The organism is Flavobacterium anhuiense (assembly GCF_001705175.1).
Lineage (GTDB): Bacteria > Bacteroidota > Bacteroidia > Flavobacteriales > Flavobacteriaceae > Flavobacterium > Flavobacterium anhuiense.
In genome coordinates this window covers 4,305,823-4,323,434 of sequence record NZ_CP016907.1, presented here as the reverse complement: position 1 = coordinate 4,323,434, position 17,612 = coordinate 4,305,823, and the positions used below count along the sequence as shown (strand labels likewise).

Sequence of the window (17,612 nt, the reverse complement as noted above, 5' to 3'; positions counted from 1 at the left end):
AACAAAAAAATGGAAAAAAAGCTACACTTATGTATTGGTAGTTAATGCGATCTACATAGCTATTTTTCTTTTAATCATGCAATTATACTCATAACCTATGCAGCTATTTGACTGGATCGTACTTATTGTCACATTATTATTTATTGTTGGATACGGCTCTTGGAAAACTCGAGGCAGTAAAAACGTAGAGGATTTCATTTTAGGAAATAACGAAACGCCTTGGTATACTGTCGGACTTTCGGTTATGGCTACACAAGCCAGCGCAATTACCTTCTTATCCACACCAGGACAAGCGTATCACGACGGAATGGGATTCGTTCAGTTCTATTTTGGATTGCCAATTGCCATGATTGTTATTTGTTTGACTTTTATTCCACTCTATCATAAAAGTAAAGTTTTTACCGCATATGAGTTTTTAGAACGCCGATTTGATGTTAAAACACGTTCACTTGCTGCTATTTTGTTTTTGGTTCAAAGAGGTTTAGGAACCGGTTTAACCATCTATGCGCCAGCCATTATTTTATCAGCTCTTTTAGGATGGAATTTAACTGTAATGAACATCATTATTGGAGTTATGGTAATAATCTATACTTTTTCTGGAGGTACAAAAGCAGTAAACGTAACCCAAAAACAGCAGATGTTTGTCATAATGTCTGGAATGTTTATTACATTTTTTTTAATTCTGCACTATCTTCCAAACGATATGACTTTTAACAGCGCACTACATATTGCAGGCGCAAATGACAAAATGAATATTGTTGATTTTTCTTTTGATCCCGAAGAAAAATATACTTTTTGGAGTGGTATTACAGGAGGTTTCTTTCTGGCTCTAGCCTACTTTGGTACAGACCAATCGCAGGTTGGACGTTATTTATCTGGGAAATCGGTTCGCGAGAGTCAGATGGGATTAATCATGAACGGATTACTGAAAGTGCCAATGCAATTCTTTATACTTCTTACGGGAGTTATGGTTTTTGTCTTTTTTCAGTTCAATCCTGTGCCGTTAAATTTTAATCCGAATAATAAAATTGCTATCGAAAAATCAGCTTTTAAGCAAGAATATCATGTTTTAGAAGAAAAACTGGTAAAACTTTCAGAAGACAAAAAAGTGATTAATTTATTGTATATCGATCAGCTCAACCAAGATTATGATAATCCAATTTTGCGTAAAGAATTGATAGCATTATCCAATAAAGAAAAAGATCTTCGTGATAAAGCCAAAGAAATCATTTCGAGAGCTGACAGTAATTCGGAGACAAATGACAAGGATTACGTATTCTTCCATTTCATTCTGCATTATTTGCCAAAAGGTTTAATCGGATTGTTATTGGCTGTAATTCTTTCGGCTGCTATGTCTTCTACCGCTTCTGGGTTAACCGCTTTGGCTTCTACAACAGCAATTGATATTTACAAAAGGAATCAGACAGAAGAAAAATCAGAGAAGCATTATTTGCATGTTACGAAGTTTTTCACTCTTTTCTGGGGAATTGTAGCGATACTTTTTGCCTGCGTTGGAACGCTGTTTGAAAACTTGATCCAGCTTGTAAATATTATTGGTTCAATTTTCTACGGAACTGTTTTAGGTATCTTTCTTGTTGGCTTTTACACCAAAAAGGTTCAGGCAAAGCCTATGTTTATTAGCGCCATTATTAGTCAGCTTACCATTTTTGTCATTTATTATTTCATGATTTACCGTCAGGAAAAATTAGGCTATTTATGGTTGAATTTTATTGGAGCAATTTTGACAATTGTATTAGCGCTTTTATTGCAGTTTTTGTTTTTCAAAGGAAAATCTAATGATAATGAGTTAATTCTTGAATAAAATATGATTAGAAAGATTTTCTTATTATTATCATTTTTTTCATTCTTTTTGGCTGAAAGTCAAAAAGATTCTAATACAGTTGTAGACAATTCAGTTTCTACTCAATTGTACACAAAATGCTTTCAAAATTTAAACCAGGGAAATGAGATATTCAAAAAATATCCAACATTAGATTCTTCAATGTTTTGTTCTCTTCTTAGCTGTTCTTTTCTTTTATCTTACAAAGAAACCGATATACAAATGACTGCAGAACAAAGACTAATAGGAATTACAACTCAATTATTTAAAGAAGGAAATCCTGTTTATTTAATTAGCGGCCTAGAAAGCGGCTCTACAGAAAAAAAGAAAAATGAAAATTTAGAAGATGATAATCATATTGTTTATATAAGTTATGCGGAATGTACTAGTCCATTTTTCTTAAAAAGGGCTGCTGACATTGTAAATCAACAGACACTTTCATTAATCAAAAACGAATCTTCTAAATAAATTCATACCTAGCACTATTCCTTAAAATTTAAACAACTATTTTTCTTTAAATATAATTTGTAAGTAAAAAAGACTATTTTAGTAAGTTGTAAAACTGACCAAAACTAAACTAATCTTAAGCTAGAGAAATGAAGATTTCAGACGATTTAGAAAAGCTATTGCCTTTTGGATATCTATTTCTAATTTTAATGGGAATATTAAAGGATAGTATATTTTACTACCAATTTGGAATTAACATATTGCGGTATTCTACAATAATGGATATATTAATTAGTCCGATTGCTGAATTTACTTCAAACCCAGTGATTTTAGGAGCAATTATTTTACTTTTTTTGCTTCATTTTTATCTTCCTTCCTTCTTAGCCAAGAATAAAGATTTACCGTTTGTAAAAAAATCTTTTGAACTGAAATCAACTGACGGATTATCACCACAAGAAACTAAAAGCTACTATAATGGTATTGCCATAAAATCGCTTGTCATTTTTTTATTGTCCTTTTTTTTAGGTTACGGATTAGCTGGCGGCTATTTCACTAAGAAAAAACTAAAAGAAAATAGACTGGATTACAGCTATCAGTTGGATTTTAATGAAGGTGAATCTAAGAATGTTTTTATAATTGGAAATAATAGCTTGTATTATTTCTATCTCATTAAAGGAGACAAAAAAATAAAAATTACTCCTTTGTCATCCATAAAAAACATTGCACTCGTAGAAAACAAAATGATTGATTAAAATTTTAGTTTCCCAAAAGCTATGAAAGATCACAGAAGATACAGCAATAAAACTAAAGCAGCTTTTATTTTACTAGTCGTAATGCTTATCATTCTGCTTGGTAACTTTAATACGTTGCGAAACTCCAAAAATGTAAACGACAATATCAATGCGATTTACAAAGATCGTTTGGTTGTAGCGCATTATATTTTTCAATATTCAAAAGAACTTCATTTTATAAAAGCTGAAGCCGAAAAATTGAATTTGAGTGACAATATCAAGAAAGATGAAATTATTCACACACTTGATATTATTCATGATATTGACGATTTGTATGCTAAAACCGTTTTAACGAATAAAGAAAAACAATATTTTGATGCCTTTTTGCTTTCCTGCAAAGAAATAAATAAACAAGTTGAAAGCAAAAACTGGAATAAAATTGCCATTTCAAGCGCAGAAGCTCTAAAAACGCTTGAATCCCTTTCTCAAATTCAGATCGAAGAAGGAAAAGCTAAACTTGCAGTTGCGAATGCGATGTACAGCAGAAATAATAGTTTAGGCCAACTTCAAATTGCTTTATTGATCATTTTAGGCGGCATTACTTTTTATCTTTTGATTGTAAAGAAAATCAAGCAGAAAATTAAAATTCCTGAACCGCCTAGTATGAATTAATTTAGTTTCGTATTATTTAAACTTTCTGTCTTGTTCAGAAATCTGAAGGTCGTTTATGCTCGCAAATCTTTTCTGCATTAAACCGTTTGCATCAAACTCCCAGTTTTCATTTCCGTAAGCTCTAAACCAATTTCCATCAATATCTTGGTATTCGTACTCAAATCGCACTGCAATTCTGTTTTCGGTATGAGCCCAATATTCCTTTTTCAATTTGTAGTTTCTTTCTTTTTTCCATTTTTCAGTCAAAAAAAGAATGATTTCATCACGACCATTTACAAATTTATCCCTGTTTCTCCATTCGCTGTCTACCGTGTACGCTTTTGAAACTCTTTCAGGATCTTGGCTGTTCCATGCATCTTCTGCTAATTGAATTTTTTCTATTGCCGTTTCTAAAGAGAAAGGAGGCAATGGTAATTTCTGTTCCATTATTTTAAAATTAAAGTTTGAATTATCTTTTTTGATTGTTCGATTAACTGATTTGATTTAAACAACTGACTTTCGATTATACAGCTTTCAAATAATAAATAGATGTGATCTGCTAACAAATCATCTTTTAAAATATCTTTAAAATAAACTCGCAAATCACTCTTATGGCTTTGAATAACGTTGAGTATCTTAATATTATCAGAAGGAATCTCTGATAGTATATTTAGAAAACTGCATCCTCTAAAATTTTCCTTTTTATTCATGTAGATCAAAAAATCAAATGATGCAATAACCTTCAAGTTAGAATCTTCAACATTTGAAGTAAATTTCAACAATTCGTTAAACCAAAAAGAATGGCGTTGCTCTAGAAAAGCTACGCATAAATCTTCTTTAGATTTAAAGTGCTGATAAAAACTGGCTTTAGCCACTTTTGCTTCTTCAATAATTTGATTTATTCCTGTAGCATTATAGCCTTGCTTATGAAATAAAGTAAATGTTTTTTCTAAAATTCGTTCTTTAGGTTGCATCTTAAAATGTATTACTTTCATATATCGCTCTAAACTAGAGCTAAACAGTTGCAAATGTAATAAAAATTTATATATACAGACAAGTCTGTCTATATTTATTTCAAAAAAAATTCCAAAACCCTAAAGTCTTGGAATTTGTAATTTTTATAATTGGAATTTAATAATTCTTTTGAATTATTATCTGCTCCACTCAGCGATACTATCTTTGTTCAATTTAACGTAATCTGCATTGTTTGCAGCTTCAGCAGATGCCAAAGAAGCCTTTGCGGTTTCGATTGCGCCTTTTTTATCACCTTGTTTTGCTTGGATCAATGATTTTAATCTTGACACATAATATGGTTTATCGGAACTCATATCAAGCGCTTTGTCTACATAAGTTCTGGCTGTTTCGATATTTCCGTTTGATTGGAATAAATATTGAGAAGCGGCAAAGTAATCATTCCAAGTTGGACCAGCCAAAGCTTTGTCTATACTTGCTGTAGCGATTTTTGCAGTTGGAACTTCAAATTTTAAAGCCACATGAGAGTTTTCCCAAGAAATATCTAAATAACCAAAATTTGGATCTAAACCGTTAATTCCGATTGTAAATGTTTCAACAGGAGTTGGCAACGCCTCTTCTTTTACTGTAGTTTTCAAAGCTACATAAGCATCACTCCAATTTTCTGGCAATCCCCAGTTATCTGTTGAAAGATAAAAAATGATATCCCAGCTTTCGATTCTAGGAACTGTATAAATTGCATATTTTCCTTTCTTTAGCGTTTTTCCGTCAATTACAACATCATCGCTAAAGTTTATGATTGTATTTTCGTTTGCTCCTGTTCTCCACAGTTTCCCAAACGGAACTAAATTCCCGAACACGGCTCTCCCTCTTGCTCCCGGTCTTGAATACGTAACTTCAACATCGGTTAAACCAACAGTTTGTTTAATATATCCTTTTGGACTTGCCTGCGGAGTTTTTACTTGTGCTTCTGATACTAATGGAGCGATAATCAGGGCTAAAGCAATAAGTAGTTTCTTCATTATTTTAAGTTTTTATTTTATTCAAATTTACAAATTCAATCAGCTAAGAAATGTTAAATTTTATATAATTCAAGCTTTAAGCTGTGATATTTTTTCAGCATTTAATTCGTTAAAATGATCTATAACCAAATCTGCTTCAGATAAATCCTGAAGATGTGAATGTTCGCTTTTGTAGCCTACACAATAAATCCCTGCGCCTTTTGCTGCTTTTACTCCGTTTGTACTATCTTCAATAATAATGCATTCTTCTTTTGGAGCAATCGACAATGAAGCTGCATGGATAAATATAGCTGGGTTTGGTTTTGATTGCGGAAAATCTTCACCGCTTACAATATGTGTAAAATATTGATGAAGATTAAATCTAGTAAAAACGCGATCGATAGTAACTTTCGAAGCCGAAGAAGCTAAAATTAACTGTATTCCGTTGTTGTACAAATCTTTAATCAAATCTTCAACACCATCCAAAAGATGCAAATCTTCCTTAGTATCAAAAGCATCATTAAAAATAGTTCTTTTTCTCTGAATCAAATCTTCGACTTCTTGTTCTACTGTCGGGAAATAACTTTTTAGAGTCTGAAATGTGTTTCGAGTTGAAAATCCTGTAAATGTGGTATACATTTCTTCAGGAACTTCGATATTAAGTTCTGAAAATTGTAAATAATAGGCATAACGATGAACGGGTTCTGTGTCAACGATTACGCCGTCCATATCAAAAATTACTGTTTTAATCATTCTTTTTTTAAGTTTCTGAGATTCTGAGACGCTAAGATTCTAAGGTTTCTCTCGTTGTGTGTTTAACTTTGTCAAAGTTTAAAACTTTGACAAAGTCACTTTACGTTTTATTCATAAGTTCAAAGAATTAAGATTCAGCGTTTCAGTAGAAAAACTTAGCAACTTAGAATCTCAGCATCTTAGAACCTTATTTTTTAAGCAAATGTCTAATCACCGTTTCTGCAGCATGTAAGCCAAATAATCCTGGCATATAGCTATTTGTTCCGTAAAACGATTTTTTGAAGTTTTTACCGTCTGTTAATTTTAAACTTTTTTCGTCTTGAATTTCAGAAGAGAAAACTACTTTCAATTTATTGATTTTTGCTTCTTTCAAACGCTTACGAATTGTTTTTGAAAAGTAGCAATTAATCGTTTTTGAAATATCACTCACTTTAACTTTTGAAGCTAACATTTTTCCGCCAGCTCCCATACTGCTAATGATTTTTACTCTTTTGCGTTTCGCGGCGATAATCAGATTTAATTTTGGAGTAATACTGTCAATGCAGTCTAAAACATAATCAAATTCTGGAGAAACAATTTCAAAAGCACGTTCTGGAGAAAGAAATTCTTGAACACGTGTCAGATTTAATTCTGGATTAATATCCATTAAACGATCTCCTACAATTTTGATTTTTGGCTGACCAACTGTTGAATGTAATGCTGGTAATTGACGGTTAATATTGGTTATATCCACAACGTCTCCGTCTACAATTGTCATGTTTCCTACACCTGCTCTTGCTAAAAATTCTGCTGCAAAAGATCCAACTCCTCCTAGTCCTACGACTAAAACATTAGATTTTTGTAAATTTTCTAATCCTTCTTTAGTAAACAAAAGCTCAGCTCTTTCTGTCCATTCTGCCATATATTCTTTTTTGTTGTTTTTATTCTTTTTGTTTCAAGTTTAATGTTTCAAGTTTCGAGTTTCATCGGCTGTCACGCTGAGCGAAGTCGAAACCTCTTTCCAATTGGAGCGCCCTTAGACTTCGCTCAGGGTGACAAACTTTGAACATGAATACCTTTTTACTTTTTATTGTTCAAACACACTTCTATAGTTACTTGAAATAACACTTTCTAATTCTTTTAATTTTAATCCTTTATATTTAGAAGCTAATTCGTAAACTTGCTTAATTGATTCTTCAAGAGTATCTGTTTCTAAGAAAAAACGATCATTTGGAACATTTTGAAAAACCGATTTCAAATCTGGATTTTTCAATAAATATTTTCCAAATGAAAGATAAAATCCAGCGCTGATTAATTGTTTTGCCAATTGATTATTTTTTGAAAAACCATGAATAATCATTGGAACATTTATCTTCATTTTCTTCTTGATTTCCATTACTTCCTGAAAAGCGGCCACGCAATGAATTACTACAGGTTTTTTAAATTTTTCTGCTAATTCCAATTGCTTTTCAAAAACAGAAACCTGCAAATCAAACGGTACTGCAATTCTTTTATCTAAACCACATTCTCCAATTGCCAGACAATTTTGAGTTTGCAGTTTTTCTTCAATAATCTTCAAATCTTCATCAAGCCGACTTTCTTCAATATACCACGGATGAATTCCTATTGAGTAAAACGGAATTGATGCATCAAAATCTTTTGGATATTGATTAACCAATTCGAAAACATCGGATTGATTGGTAAATTGATGCGTATGAAGATTAAAATATTTCATTAATGAAAAGTCTTTACCCCCGCTTTGATTGCAATTTTTAAATCATTCTCCTGTGGCACAAGCGGACAAGAATACTTGTAGTTATAAGCGCAATATGGATTATAAGCTTGATTGAAATCGACCGCTATAGTATTTCCTTTCGGAATTTCTAAATCAATATAACGTCCGCCGATGTAACTTTCTTTGCCCGTTGTTAAATCTGAAAAAGGCAAAAACAAATGATTTTTATATTTTTCCTGTACAATAAGATCTAAACTTTGATAAACAGCAAGCTGAAACGGTTTCCCATTGATTTTAAAGTTTAAAGTTCCATATTTTATATATTTAGGAGTACGAGTTCCAGAAGTTTTCATTTCAAAAACTTTCCCTCCTTTGGCTTTTACCAAAGTTGCATTCACAAAATAAGTTTCAGAAATAGGAAAAAAATCTAAGCTTTTAAAAGTTTTTAGATCTTCAGCCATCAACGGACTTGTCTTAGGATCAGCATATTCGGAGTTGATTTTCTTTTGAAACTTTTCAACATCAGCTTTACTAAACTTTTTTTGTGCAAAGCCAAAATTAAAAACCAACAATAAAGCTAGGGCATTTATAGTTTTCATCTTAGAAATTTTCTGCAAAAATAGTTCAAAAGTAACAAAACAACAACCACTTAACGAGACAAAGTTTCCTAACTTTGTGACGATAATCTATCACACAAAAATGCTTAAAAACGCCCTAACCCACTACATCAACAACTTTCGAGGTTTTACCAGAGAAGTTTGGATTCTTGCCATCATTACTTTTATCAATCGCGCGGGGACAATGGTTCTTCCTTTTTTGTCAAAATATTTAAAAGAAGATCTTCATTTTACATACAATCAAGTCGGATGGATTATGGTCGCATTTGGTTTTGGGTCAATGCTCGGCTCTTGGTTGGGAGGTAAACTATCAGATAAAATAGGATTCTATAAAATCATGATTTTTAGTTTATTTACCAGTGGGGTTTCTCTTTTCTTTGTACAATATATTACTACTTTCTGGGCGCTTTGCATTGCGATGTTTGTTCTTATGACCATTGCAGATATGTTTCGTCCTGCCATGTTTGTGTCTTTAGGAGCCTACGCTAAACCAGAAAACAGAACTCGCGCGCTTACATTGGTTCGTCTTGCCGTAAATTTAGGTTTTGCCGCTGGTCCAGCACTTGGAGGTTTAATTATTATGGGAATGGGATATTCTGGCCTTTTCTGGGTTGATGGGGCTTCGTGTATTATTTCGATCTCGATTTTTGCTTTATTGGTAAAAGAAAAGAAAAAAGCCACTCATGACGATAAAACAGAAACTGCTTCTGATGTAAAATCGGTTTTTCATGATAAAATTTTCTGGGTTTTCTTATTCGTAAGTTTTATCACGGCTATGATTTTCTTCCAGCTTTTTACAACTCTTCCTTTATATCATAATGAAAAATTTGGCTTAAGCGAATTCCAAACAGGTCTTTTAATGACTTTAAATGGACTTTTAATCTTCTCTCTTGAAATGCCAACTGTTGGATTTTTAGAACGAAAAGCTTTTCCTAAAATCCGAATTATAATAGTGGGATCTTTTGTAATGGCATCCAGTTTCTTTTTGCTTCTTATTAATTTCTGGGCAGGAATATTGGTTGTCAGCATGATTTGCATTTCTATTGGTGAAGTGCTTACTTTTCCGTTTTCCAATGCATTCGCGTTAAGCCGTGCGCCACGCGGACAAGAAGGACGCTATATGGCGCTTTATACCATGAGTTTTAGTCTTGCTCATATTGTAAGTTCTAAACTTGGCTTTGAGATTATTACCCGATTTGGCTACCAAATCAACTGGCTTTTTATGGCCTGCATTGGAGTTGTTGCAACTGGCTGCTGCATTTGGATTAAAAATGCTCTGATCAACGAAAAAGCTTCGTAAACATTTTTAACTTTTTAAAACCTTGGAATTCAATTTATTACCATTAAATTTGAATAGCTTTTCTGCGCCCAAATCGAAATCAAACTTAATTTTTAGTTAAATAACTATTTTTATAGTTGTGTAACTAAAAAAATAGTTGTACGTTTGAATTAAAATTAGAGAAGATGCAGAAGCTAACAAACAAAGAAGAAGAGATTATGATGATTTTATGGAAGCTGAAAAAAGCTTTTGTAAAAGAAATTCAAGCTGAAATCACAGAAGATCAGCCTCATTACAACACATTATCTACTATTGTGCGTAATCTGGAAGAAAAAGGATATGTTGGCCACAATGCTTTTGGAAATACACATCAGTACTTTCCAATAGTGCCGATTGAAGATTACAGAAAAGGATTTATGAAAACCGCAATCGATAATTACTTTAATAGTTCTTATAAAAGCATGGTATCCTTTTTTGCTAAAGAAGAGAAAATTTCAGCTGATGAATTGCGTGAAATTTTATCGATGATCGAAAATAAAAAAGAAGATAAATAATTCAGATTATGGAAGCACTTTTCATCTACATTATCAAATCAAGTGGTTTAATGCTTTTGTTTTATTGCGCTTACTTTTTTTTATTGCGCAAAGAAACGTTCTTTAACAGCAACAGATGGTTTCTTTTGTCAGGTTTAATTGTATCGGCAATTCTACCATTATTGACTTATACGAAGGTAATATGGATAAATGCTGCTCCCCAGTTTAATACCGATTTTCAGAATTTTGTATCAAACGCATCTCAAGATGAATCTTCAGAATTTAATTGGAATTATGTTATTCTAGGTCTTTACGCCGTTGGCCTTTTAATATTCTTAATAAAACTGGCAATTGATTTTTATAGTTTGAATTCCATTATTAAAGGAAAAAAAATCCAACAGCAAGCCGATTTCAAATTCATAGATATAAACGAAAACATTGCTCCTTTCTCCTATTTTGAATATATCGTGTACAACTCATCACTGTACACACCTTCAGAATTAGAGAGTATTCTTGAACACGAAAAAGTGCACAGCGATCAAAATCACACGTTAGATGTGCTAATTTCAAGAATATTCAGCATTATTTTCTGGTTCAATCCGATTGTCTGGCTTTATAAAAAAGCAATACTGCAAAATTTGGAGTTTATCGCCGACAGCGAAGCGGCAAAAAAACTTCAAGATAAAAAAGCATATCAGTACACACTTTTAAAAATAACAACACACGAAAATTGTGTTGCAATCACCAATCATTTTTATCAATCATTAATCAAAAAACGAATCGTCATGTTAAACAAAAATCAATCAAAAAGAAGGAATTATTGGAAGTATTACACTGTAATTCCTGCTCTTATTGCATTTGTATTATTATTTCAGATTGAGGTAGTTGCAAAAGAAAGGCAACCGAACGCAAAAGTAGCTTCAACAGAAATTGAGTCTGTAGATGTGTACAAAATCTTAAAAAACTCAACAGATGCACAACTAACAGAGATAAAAGAAAAATTAAAAAAATTACACAACATTAATTTTGAAGTTTCTCAAATCAAAAGAAACTCAGAAAAAGAATTAACCTCAATTAAAGTTGACATAATTAATGGAAGTGAGAAATCTCAATCTATACAAACTGGAGGAGATAAAACTATCAAAGATTTCGGGATAATTGTCATAACAGACAAAAATGGAAAGAAAAAAGCAGGCATTCAGACTACTGATGAAAAAATTACTGTCAGCAAAAAAGTTTCTATGAATGGCAAAGCCAGTAAAAATCCGGAAATTAAAACTATAACTACTAATACAGAAACCCATGTTAACACTAATTCTATTACTAGTACAAAAACTAACAGTGATACTAATACAAATATTAGCACTACTGTAATAATAAACAAAGACAACGGCACTAAAGTTATTACGACTAACACAGGTACGGCAGTTGCAGTTTCAAACGGTACAAAAAAGAATGCTAAAACATCTAGTCCGCTTATAATTGTTGACGGAGAAGAAATGCCTTCAGACTTTGATTATAATAGCATTAAATCTAATGATATTTTGTCGGTACATGTTTTTAAAGGAACAGAAGCAGTTGTCGAATATGGTGATAAAGGTTCAAATGGAGTAATCCAAATCGAAACTAAAAAATAAAACGTTTTCTAATTTTAAATAGAAAAGAAATGCAAAAATTAACCAATAAAGAAGAAGAAATCATGCATATTTTATGGAAGCTGAAAAAGGCTTTTGTAAAAGAAATTCAAGCAGAGATTTTAGAAGATCAGCCGCATTACAACACTTTATCTACCATTGTCCGTAATTTGGAAGAAAAAGGGTATGTCGCACACAATGCTTTTGGAAATACGCATCAGTATTATCCAGCTGTAAGTATAGAAGATTATCGAAAAGGTTTTATGAGCACAGCTATTGACAATTATTTTAATAGTTCTTATAAAAGCATGGTTTCATTTTTTGCCAAAGAAGAAAAAATTTCGGCAGATGAACTGCGTGAAATCTTAGATATGATCGAAAATTCAAAAGAAGGTAAATAATCAAAATAGTATGGAAGCACTTTTCATTTTTATCCTTAAGTCAAGCGGTTTATTAGCAATGTTTTATTTTGCTTATATTTTTTTACTTCGCAAAGAGACTTTTTTCAACAGTAGCCGCTGGTTTTTAATTGCTGGTTTGATTACCTCTGTTGTACTGCCTTTTGTAGTTTATACTAAAGTGATTTGGGTTGAAGCACCGCCTGCGATTGCTCCCACTACAATTATTACAACTACTGAAAATGCTGTAAAAAATATTCCAACTTCAAGTCAATATGCTATTGTTTACACGCCTCAATACAAACCGACAACCGTTACAGTTGTTGAGGAGGAAGATTTTGAAATCAACTGGAGTTTAATCTTAGCTGTAGTTTACGGGATTGGCTTCTTGGCATTTCTAATCAAATTTGCTCTTGATTTTTATAGTTTACACTCTGTTTTGAAAGGAAGAAAAATAGAACAGCAAAATGATTTTAAATTCATTGATGTGGATGAAAATATTGCTCCCTTCTCCTATTTTGACTACATTGTATATAACTCATCACTATATACAGCTGCAGAATTAGAGAATATTCTAGAACATGAAAAAGTGCACAGCGATCAAAAACATACTGTTGATGTTTTGATCTCTAGAATTTTCTGTATGCTATTTTGGTTTAATCCAATTGTTTGGCTTTATAAAAAAGCAATTTTACAAAATCTTGAATTTATTGCAGACAGCGAAGCTTCTAAAAAAATTGCAGACAAAAAAGCTTATCAGTACACGCTTTTAAAAATAACAACACACGATACTTGTGTTGCAATCACCAATCATTTTTATCAATCATTAATCAAAAAACGAATTGTCATGTTAAACAAAAATCAATCAAAAAAAAGGAATTATTGGAAATATTCAGCAGTAATTCCCGCCCTTGGAGCATTTGTTCTTTTATTTCAGATAAGAACTATTGCCCAAGAAAAGAAACAAGATGAAGTTGCAGTTGTGAAAAGAGATACTGTTAAAGATTCTGATGAAACTATCAAAATAACAAAAAATACAACTGACAAGGAATTAAACGAGCTTCCTGGAAAGTTAAAAGCAAATCATAATCTTGACGTTGAAATTTCAGATGTAAAAAGAAATACCAAAGAAGAACTAACTGCGATTCAAATAAAAGTAAAATCAGATTCTGGTAAAAAACAAACCATCAAAATTGACGGAGATGAAGCTATAAAAGATTGCGAATTAGCAATTGGAACAGATGAAAATGGAGCAAAATCAATCAATATTAATACAGATAGAAACCTTAGAATGCCAATAACAATAAGAAATGAAAGAATTATTGTTAGAAATCACGGAGAGTCAGATATCGCTGCTCCAGTACCTCCAGCATTTCCTTCTGGACCACTGCCTCCTGCGCCTGCAGTTGACATGTCAAAAATGCCAAAACCTCCGGTTGCTCCTAGAAATCCAAAAGACAAAGTAGCGATGCAGAAGTTTGAAAAAGAAATGGAAGAATTTGAAAAGAAAATGGAGAATTTCCAACCAAACATTGATGCTATGTCTGCTTACGGAGATGCTGTCAGCGAAATCATGTCTAAACGCGAAGCAATTTATGAGAAAGAAATGGCTAAATATGAGATTGCAATGGAAAAGTTCAATGCTCAAATGGAAAAATTCAACTATGATTTTAAATTTAGCTTTGGAGACGATTCTAAAGACTACGAAAATAGTATGAAGCAATATGAACAAGACATGAAACAGTATGAGCTTGATATGAAACAGCATAAAGAAAATATGAAGCAGCATGCTAAAAACATGAAGCAACATGAAAAAGAGATGAAACAGCATGAAAAGAACATGAAAGAAATGGAAAAACAAAACAAAAAAGCCTAGTCGCTCATTTTAAAATAAGAAAAAACCAGTGTTTCAAAGCATTGGTTTTTCTTTATTAAAATTCCAATAAAAACTTCAGAACTCATAGAGATGACCTGATTCTCAGATTTTAAATACTCATTTCATTTTACTGCCAAAAGACTTTGCTTCAAACACAAAGTCTTTTTTTTATATCTTTGGCGAAACAAATCTACTATGTATAAATTATTAGCCAAACTAAATAAACTACTTTTGCCAAGCTTTACCAAACAAGGTCTAGATATTTCGAAAGCAAAGAAATGGCAAATGGCAATTATTGGTTATCGCGCCTATGTTACCAAAAGAGCATTAGGCAATTAATTTAGAATACGTTTTATTTATAAGACAGAAATAGCTTTTTTAATTTCTGTCACACTTTTTATGAAAAACAGAGAAATCAGCCTTCCTCCTGTTCCAGCAGTATTATTAGCGATTATCAGTGTGCAATGTGGCGCAGCAATTGCAAAAACACTTTTCCCGACAATTGGCGCAGCTGGTACGGCATCTATACGTATTGGCGTTTCGGCATTAATTTTATTATTGGCATACAGACCCAATCTAAAAGCAATAACCTCACAACAGTGGAAAATTGTAATTCCATATGGCTTGTCTCTAGGCGCTATGAATTTAATTTTTTACATTGCAATAGAAAGAATTCCAATTGGTCTAGCGGTAACTTTAGAATTTGTTGGACCATTATTACTTGCAATAGCAGGTTCAAAACGTCTAGTAGATTATTGTTGGGTTTTACTTGCGACAATTGGCATCTTATTAATTGCGCCTTGGACAAATGATCGTTTAGATCCAATCGGAATTATATGTGCTCTCTTGGCAGGAGCTTTTTGGAGCGGATATATTGTTTTAGGAGGCAGAATTTCAAGAATAATGAACGACGGTTATGCAGTAACGACAGGAATGCTGTTTGCGGCGCTTTTAGTTTTACCCTTTGGACTTTTAGACAGCGGATTAAGCAATCTAACAACAAAATTATTCGGAATGGGTGTTGCTCTCGCCCTATTATCAAGCGCAATTCCGTTTACCTTAGAAATGAAAGCTTTAGGAAAACTTCCTCCACGCACTTTTAGCATTTTGATGAGTTTAGAACCAGCTGCCGCTTCTATCTGTGCTTTTATTTTTCTTAATGAAAGTTTGAATCTTTATGAAATTTTAGCTGTAATTTGTGTTGTAATCGCCTCAGCAGGAAGTACTTTGACTGCTAAAAAATAATTTTAAAAAATCTTAAAGTAAAAATTCCAAATCCCAATATACTTGAGATTTGGAATTTTTAAGTTGGAATTTGAACCTATTATTTTTTAGGAAGCAGTACTGCATCAACAACGTGAATTACTCCATTTGATTGATTTACATCTGCGATAGTAACTTTTGCTTTATTACCATTTTCATCCGTAATGTATAAGTCTTTCCCTTTCATCCAAGCTGTCAGCGTTCCACCATTTACCGCTTTTATAGTTGCTTTTCCTTTACCTTCTTTTATTGCTTTTGCAATATCAGAAGCATTCCATTTTCCAGCAGCAACATGATAAGTCAAAATGTTTTGAAGTTGCTTTTTATTCTCTGGTTTTAATAATGTTTCTACGGTTCCTTTTGGCAATTTATCAAAGGCTTCGTTTGTTGGAGCAAAAACAGTAAAAGGGCCTTTTCCTTTTAAAGTCTCAACTAAATCGGCGGCTTTAACAGCTGCAACCAATGTTGTATGATCTTTTGAATTTACAGCATTTTCAATAATATTTTTGTTTGGATACATAGCTGCACCACCAACCATCACTGATTTTTGTGCATTTGATGTAAATGCAAATCCTAAAGCTAAAACTGCAAGGGCTAAAAATTTTCTAGTTTTCATATTGAAATGATTTTAAGTTATAAGCTCATTTACGGTTATAAACTTATTTTGGTTTTCACATGAAACTAATCTTATGCAAAAAAGTGTAGCTTCTCTTTTAAATTACCAGTAAAATAGGGCATTAGCTTAATTTAATATTTCCTTAAAAAAATTAAAAATATTTGATTTTTGCATTTCTTTTATTGTTAAATTTAAAAACAAAAATCATCAATTATGAAAAATTTGGCTCAAAAATTCAGAGATAGAAAATTAAATTCAGGAGTTGATTTAACAGCAATGGTCAGCATTTCTTTTTTACTTATTTCATTTTTTATGGTTGTTAACGAATTATCAAAGCCTTCAAAAATGAATTTTTATTTACCAGAGAAATATGCATGTCTAGAAAATATTGGATGCGTAAAAGCTGATCAACTATTTACAATACTGCTAGATAAAAACGGAAAAATGATTACTTACTCAGGTTTGTTAGAATTTCCACTGGAAAAACCAAAAGAGTTTAGATTTCAAAAAAATGAGATAAGACAAGAGGTGTTCCGCAAAAAGAAAGAAATACAAGATTATATGACCTCTGAAGGAAGACCAATGAGCGGTGTTGTCGTTATTATAAAACCGAGTAAGCACTCGAACTATGGCAGTTTAGTAAATATAGTAGATGAAATGAAAATTGCTAAAATTGAAACCTATTCAATAGTTGATGATTTTACTGCAGAAGAATCGAAATTACTAGCCTCTAATTAAACAAACATAAAGTCTATGAAAAATTTACCTCAAAAAATCAGAAGTAGAAAGTTAAATTCAAGAGTAGATTTAACTGCAATGGTTAGCGTTTCTTTTCTACTAATTATATTTTTTATGGTTGTTGGAGAATTATCGAAACCAAAACTTATGCAACTGTATTCTGGAAGAGGAGGTTGCGGTCCTGAGCCTGAATGTAATAAACCTGATGAAAATATTGTTTTAACTTTATTACTTGATAAAAACGACAAAATAATAACTTACCATGGCTTACTAGCATTTCCTATACAAGCCCCTAAAGAAGTTAATTATCAGAAAAATGGAATACGAAAAGAGCTAATGGAGAAAAATAAAATGGTTTTAGAATATTCAGCAAGACTTGGCAAGCCAGGAAGAGGAGTTACAGTAATTATAAAACCAACAGAAAAATCTAATTATGGAAATCTTGTTGATATATTAGATGAGATAAAAATGGCTAATATAACTTCTTATGCAATTGTCCCTCAGTTTACACCAGAAGAATCAAAATTACTAGCCTCTAATTAAACAAAC

Annotated in this window: 21 protein-coding genes; 13 read left to right on the top strand and 8 right to left on the bottom strand. The window is 32.1% G+C overall.

The window, feature by feature from the left end; all coding sequences use genetic code 11:
- Positions 1–97: 97 nt before the first annotated feature.
- The 4 genes from BB050_RS18160 (at position 98) to BB050_RS18145 (ending at position 3,690) form a co-directional block, all read left to right on the top strand.
- A complete protein-coding gene (locus BB050_RS18160; protein WP_066034586.1) occupies positions 98–1,822 on the top strand; it encodes a sodium:solute symporter family protein in 1,725 nt (574 codons plus the stop codon).
- Between the two features lie 3 nt (positions 1,823–1,825).
- Positions 1,826–2,308 (top strand): hypothetical protein, encoded by a 483-nt coding sequence (locus BB050_RS18155; RefSeq protein ID WP_066034585.1) that lies wholly within the window; start codon positions 1,826–1,828, stop codon positions 2,306–2,308.
- Between the two features lie 257 nt (positions 2,309–2,565).
- On the top strand, positions 2,566–3,039 hold the full coding sequence (locus BB050_RS18150) for a hypothetical protein (RefSeq protein ID WP_083219871.1): 474 nt from the start codon (positions 2,566–2,568) through the stop codon (positions 3,037–3,039).
- Between the two features lie 21 nt (positions 3,040–3,060).
- Positions 3,061–3,690 carry an MCP four helix bundle domain-containing protein gene (locus BB050_RS18145; RefSeq protein ID WP_066034583.1) on the top strand — a complete coding sequence of 210 codons (630 nt, stop codon included), beginning with the start codon at positions 3,061–3,063 and terminating at the stop codon, positions 3,688–3,690.
- A 12-nt stretch (positions 3,691–3,702) separates the two neighbouring features.
- Here BB050_RS18145 and BB050_RS18140 read toward each other — a convergent pair whose 3' ends face one another.
- The 7 genes from BB050_RS18140 to BB050_RS18110 all read right to left on the bottom strand — a co-directional run bounded on the left by BB050_RS18140 (position 3,703) and on the right by BB050_RS18110 (position 8,708).
- Positions 3,703–4,116 carry a nuclear transport factor 2 family protein gene (locus tag BB050_RS18140; protein WP_066034582.1) on the bottom strand — a complete coding sequence of 138 codons (414 nt, stop codon included), beginning with the start codon at positions 4,114–4,116 and terminating at the stop codon, positions 3,703–3,705.
- Positions 4,116–4,643 carry a TetR/AcrR family transcriptional regulator gene (locus BB050_RS18135; protein ID WP_008468921.1) on the bottom strand — a complete coding sequence of 176 codons (528 nt, stop codon included), beginning with the start codon at positions 4,641–4,643 and terminating at the stop codon, positions 4,116–4,118. Before BB050_RS18135 ends, BB050_RS18140 begins: the two co-directional genes overlap by 1 nt.
- A 177-nt stretch (positions 4,644–4,820) precedes the next feature.
- Positions 4,821–5,663: a DUF2911 domain-containing protein gene (locus BB050_RS18130; protein WP_066034581.1), complete on the bottom strand. Its 843-nt coding sequence runs from the start codon at positions 5,661–5,663 to the stop codon at positions 4,821–4,823.
- Positions 5,664–5,732: 69 nt separating this feature from the next.
- A complete protein-coding gene (locus tag BB050_RS18125; RefSeq protein WP_066034580.1) occupies positions 5,733–6,395 on the bottom strand; it encodes an HAD family hydrolase in 663 nt (220 codons plus the stop codon).
- 187 nt (positions 6,396–6,582) lie between these two features.
- Positions 6,583–7,296 carry a tRNA threonylcarbamoyladenosine dehydratase gene (locus tag BB050_RS18120; protein ID WP_008468918.1) on the bottom strand — a complete coding sequence of 238 codons (714 nt, stop codon included), beginning with the start codon at positions 7,294–7,296 and terminating at the stop codon, positions 6,583–6,585.
- 165 nt (positions 7,297–7,461) lie between these two features.
- Positions 7,462–8,109 (bottom strand): TatD family hydrolase, encoded by a 648-nt coding sequence (locus tag BB050_RS18115; RefSeq protein WP_066034579.1) that lies wholly within the window; start codon positions 8,107–8,109, stop codon positions 7,462–7,464.
- On the bottom strand, positions 8,109–8,708 hold the full coding sequence (locus tag BB050_RS18110; RefSeq protein WP_066034578.1) for a DUF1684 domain-containing protein: 600 nt from the start codon (positions 8,706–8,708) through the stop codon (positions 8,109–8,111). The genes BB050_RS18115 and BB050_RS18110 overlap by 1 nt, the downstream gene beginning before the upstream one ends.
- 100 nt (positions 8,709–8,808) lie before the next feature.
- On the opposite strand from BB050_RS18110, the gene BB050_RS18105 reads away from it, so the two are divergent.
- The 7 genes from BB050_RS18105 to BB050_RS18075 all read left to right on the top strand — a co-directional run bounded on the left by BB050_RS18105 (position 8,809) and on the right by BB050_RS18075 (position 15,691).
- Positions 8,809–10,026 (top strand): MDR family MFS transporter, encoded by a 1,218-nt coding sequence (locus BB050_RS18105; RefSeq protein ID WP_066034577.1) that lies wholly within the window; start codon positions 8,809–8,811, stop codon positions 10,024–10,026.
- 164 nt (positions 10,027–10,190) lie between these two features.
- Positions 10,191–10,559, top strand: coding sequence for a BlaI/MecI/CopY family transcriptional regulator (locus BB050_RS18100; protein ID WP_066034576.1), 369 nt, complete (start codon positions 10,191–10,193; stop codon positions 10,557–10,559).
- A gap of 8 nt (positions 10,560–10,567) precedes the next feature.
- A complete protein-coding gene (locus tag BB050_RS18095; protein ID WP_066034575.1) occupies positions 10,568–12,175 on the top strand; it encodes a M56 family metallopeptidase in 1,608 nt (535 codons plus the stop codon).
- Positions 12,176–12,204: 29 nt separating this feature from the next.
- The gene (locus BB050_RS18090; protein ID WP_066034574.1) at positions 12,205–12,573 is read left to right on the top strand and encodes a BlaI/MecI/CopY family transcriptional regulator; all 369 of its coding nucleotides are present in this window, start codon (positions 12,205–12,207) and stop codon (positions 12,571–12,573) included.
- A 10-nt stretch (positions 12,574–12,583) separates the two neighbouring features.
- Positions 12,584–14,446 (top strand): M56 family metallopeptidase, encoded by a 1,863-nt coding sequence (locus BB050_RS18085; protein WP_066034573.1) that lies wholly within the window; start codon positions 12,584–12,586, stop codon positions 14,444–14,446.
- Positions 14,447–14,641: 195 nt separating this feature from the next.
- The gene (locus tag BB050_RS18080; protein WP_008468909.1) at positions 14,642–14,785 is read left to right on the top strand and encodes a hypothetical protein; all 144 of its coding nucleotides are present in this window, start codon (positions 14,642–14,644) and stop codon (positions 14,783–14,785) included.
- Between the two features lie 60 nt (positions 14,786–14,845).
- The gene (locus tag BB050_RS18075) at positions 14,846–15,691 is read left to right on the top strand and encodes an EamA family transporter (RefSeq protein WP_066034572.1); all 846 of its coding nucleotides are present in this window, start codon (positions 14,846–14,848) and stop codon (positions 15,689–15,691) included.
- A gap of 79 nt (positions 15,692–15,770) precedes the next feature.
- On the opposite strand, the gene BB050_RS18070 is transcribed toward BB050_RS18075, so the two are convergent.
- Entirely contained in the window at positions 15,771–16,325 is a 555-nt protein-coding gene (locus BB050_RS18070; protein ID WP_066034571.1) for a fasciclin domain-containing protein, read from the bottom strand.
- A gap of 213 nt (positions 16,326–16,538) precedes the next feature.
- Here BB050_RS18070 and BB050_RS18065 point away from each other — a divergent pair, with 213 nt between their 5' ends.
- Together BB050_RS18065 and BB050_RS18060 are read left to right on the top strand one after the other, a co-directional pair.
- A complete protein-coding gene (locus BB050_RS18065; RefSeq protein ID WP_008468906.1) occupies positions 16,539–17,063 on the top strand; it encodes an ExbD/TolR family protein in 525 nt (174 codons plus the stop codon).
- A 15-nt stretch (positions 17,064–17,078) separates the two neighbouring features.
- Positions 17,079–17,606, top strand: coding sequence for an ExbD/TolR family protein (locus tag BB050_RS18060; protein ID WP_066034570.1), 528 nt, complete (start codon positions 17,079–17,081; stop codon positions 17,604–17,606).
- Positions 17,607–17,612: the final 6 nt, after the last annotated feature.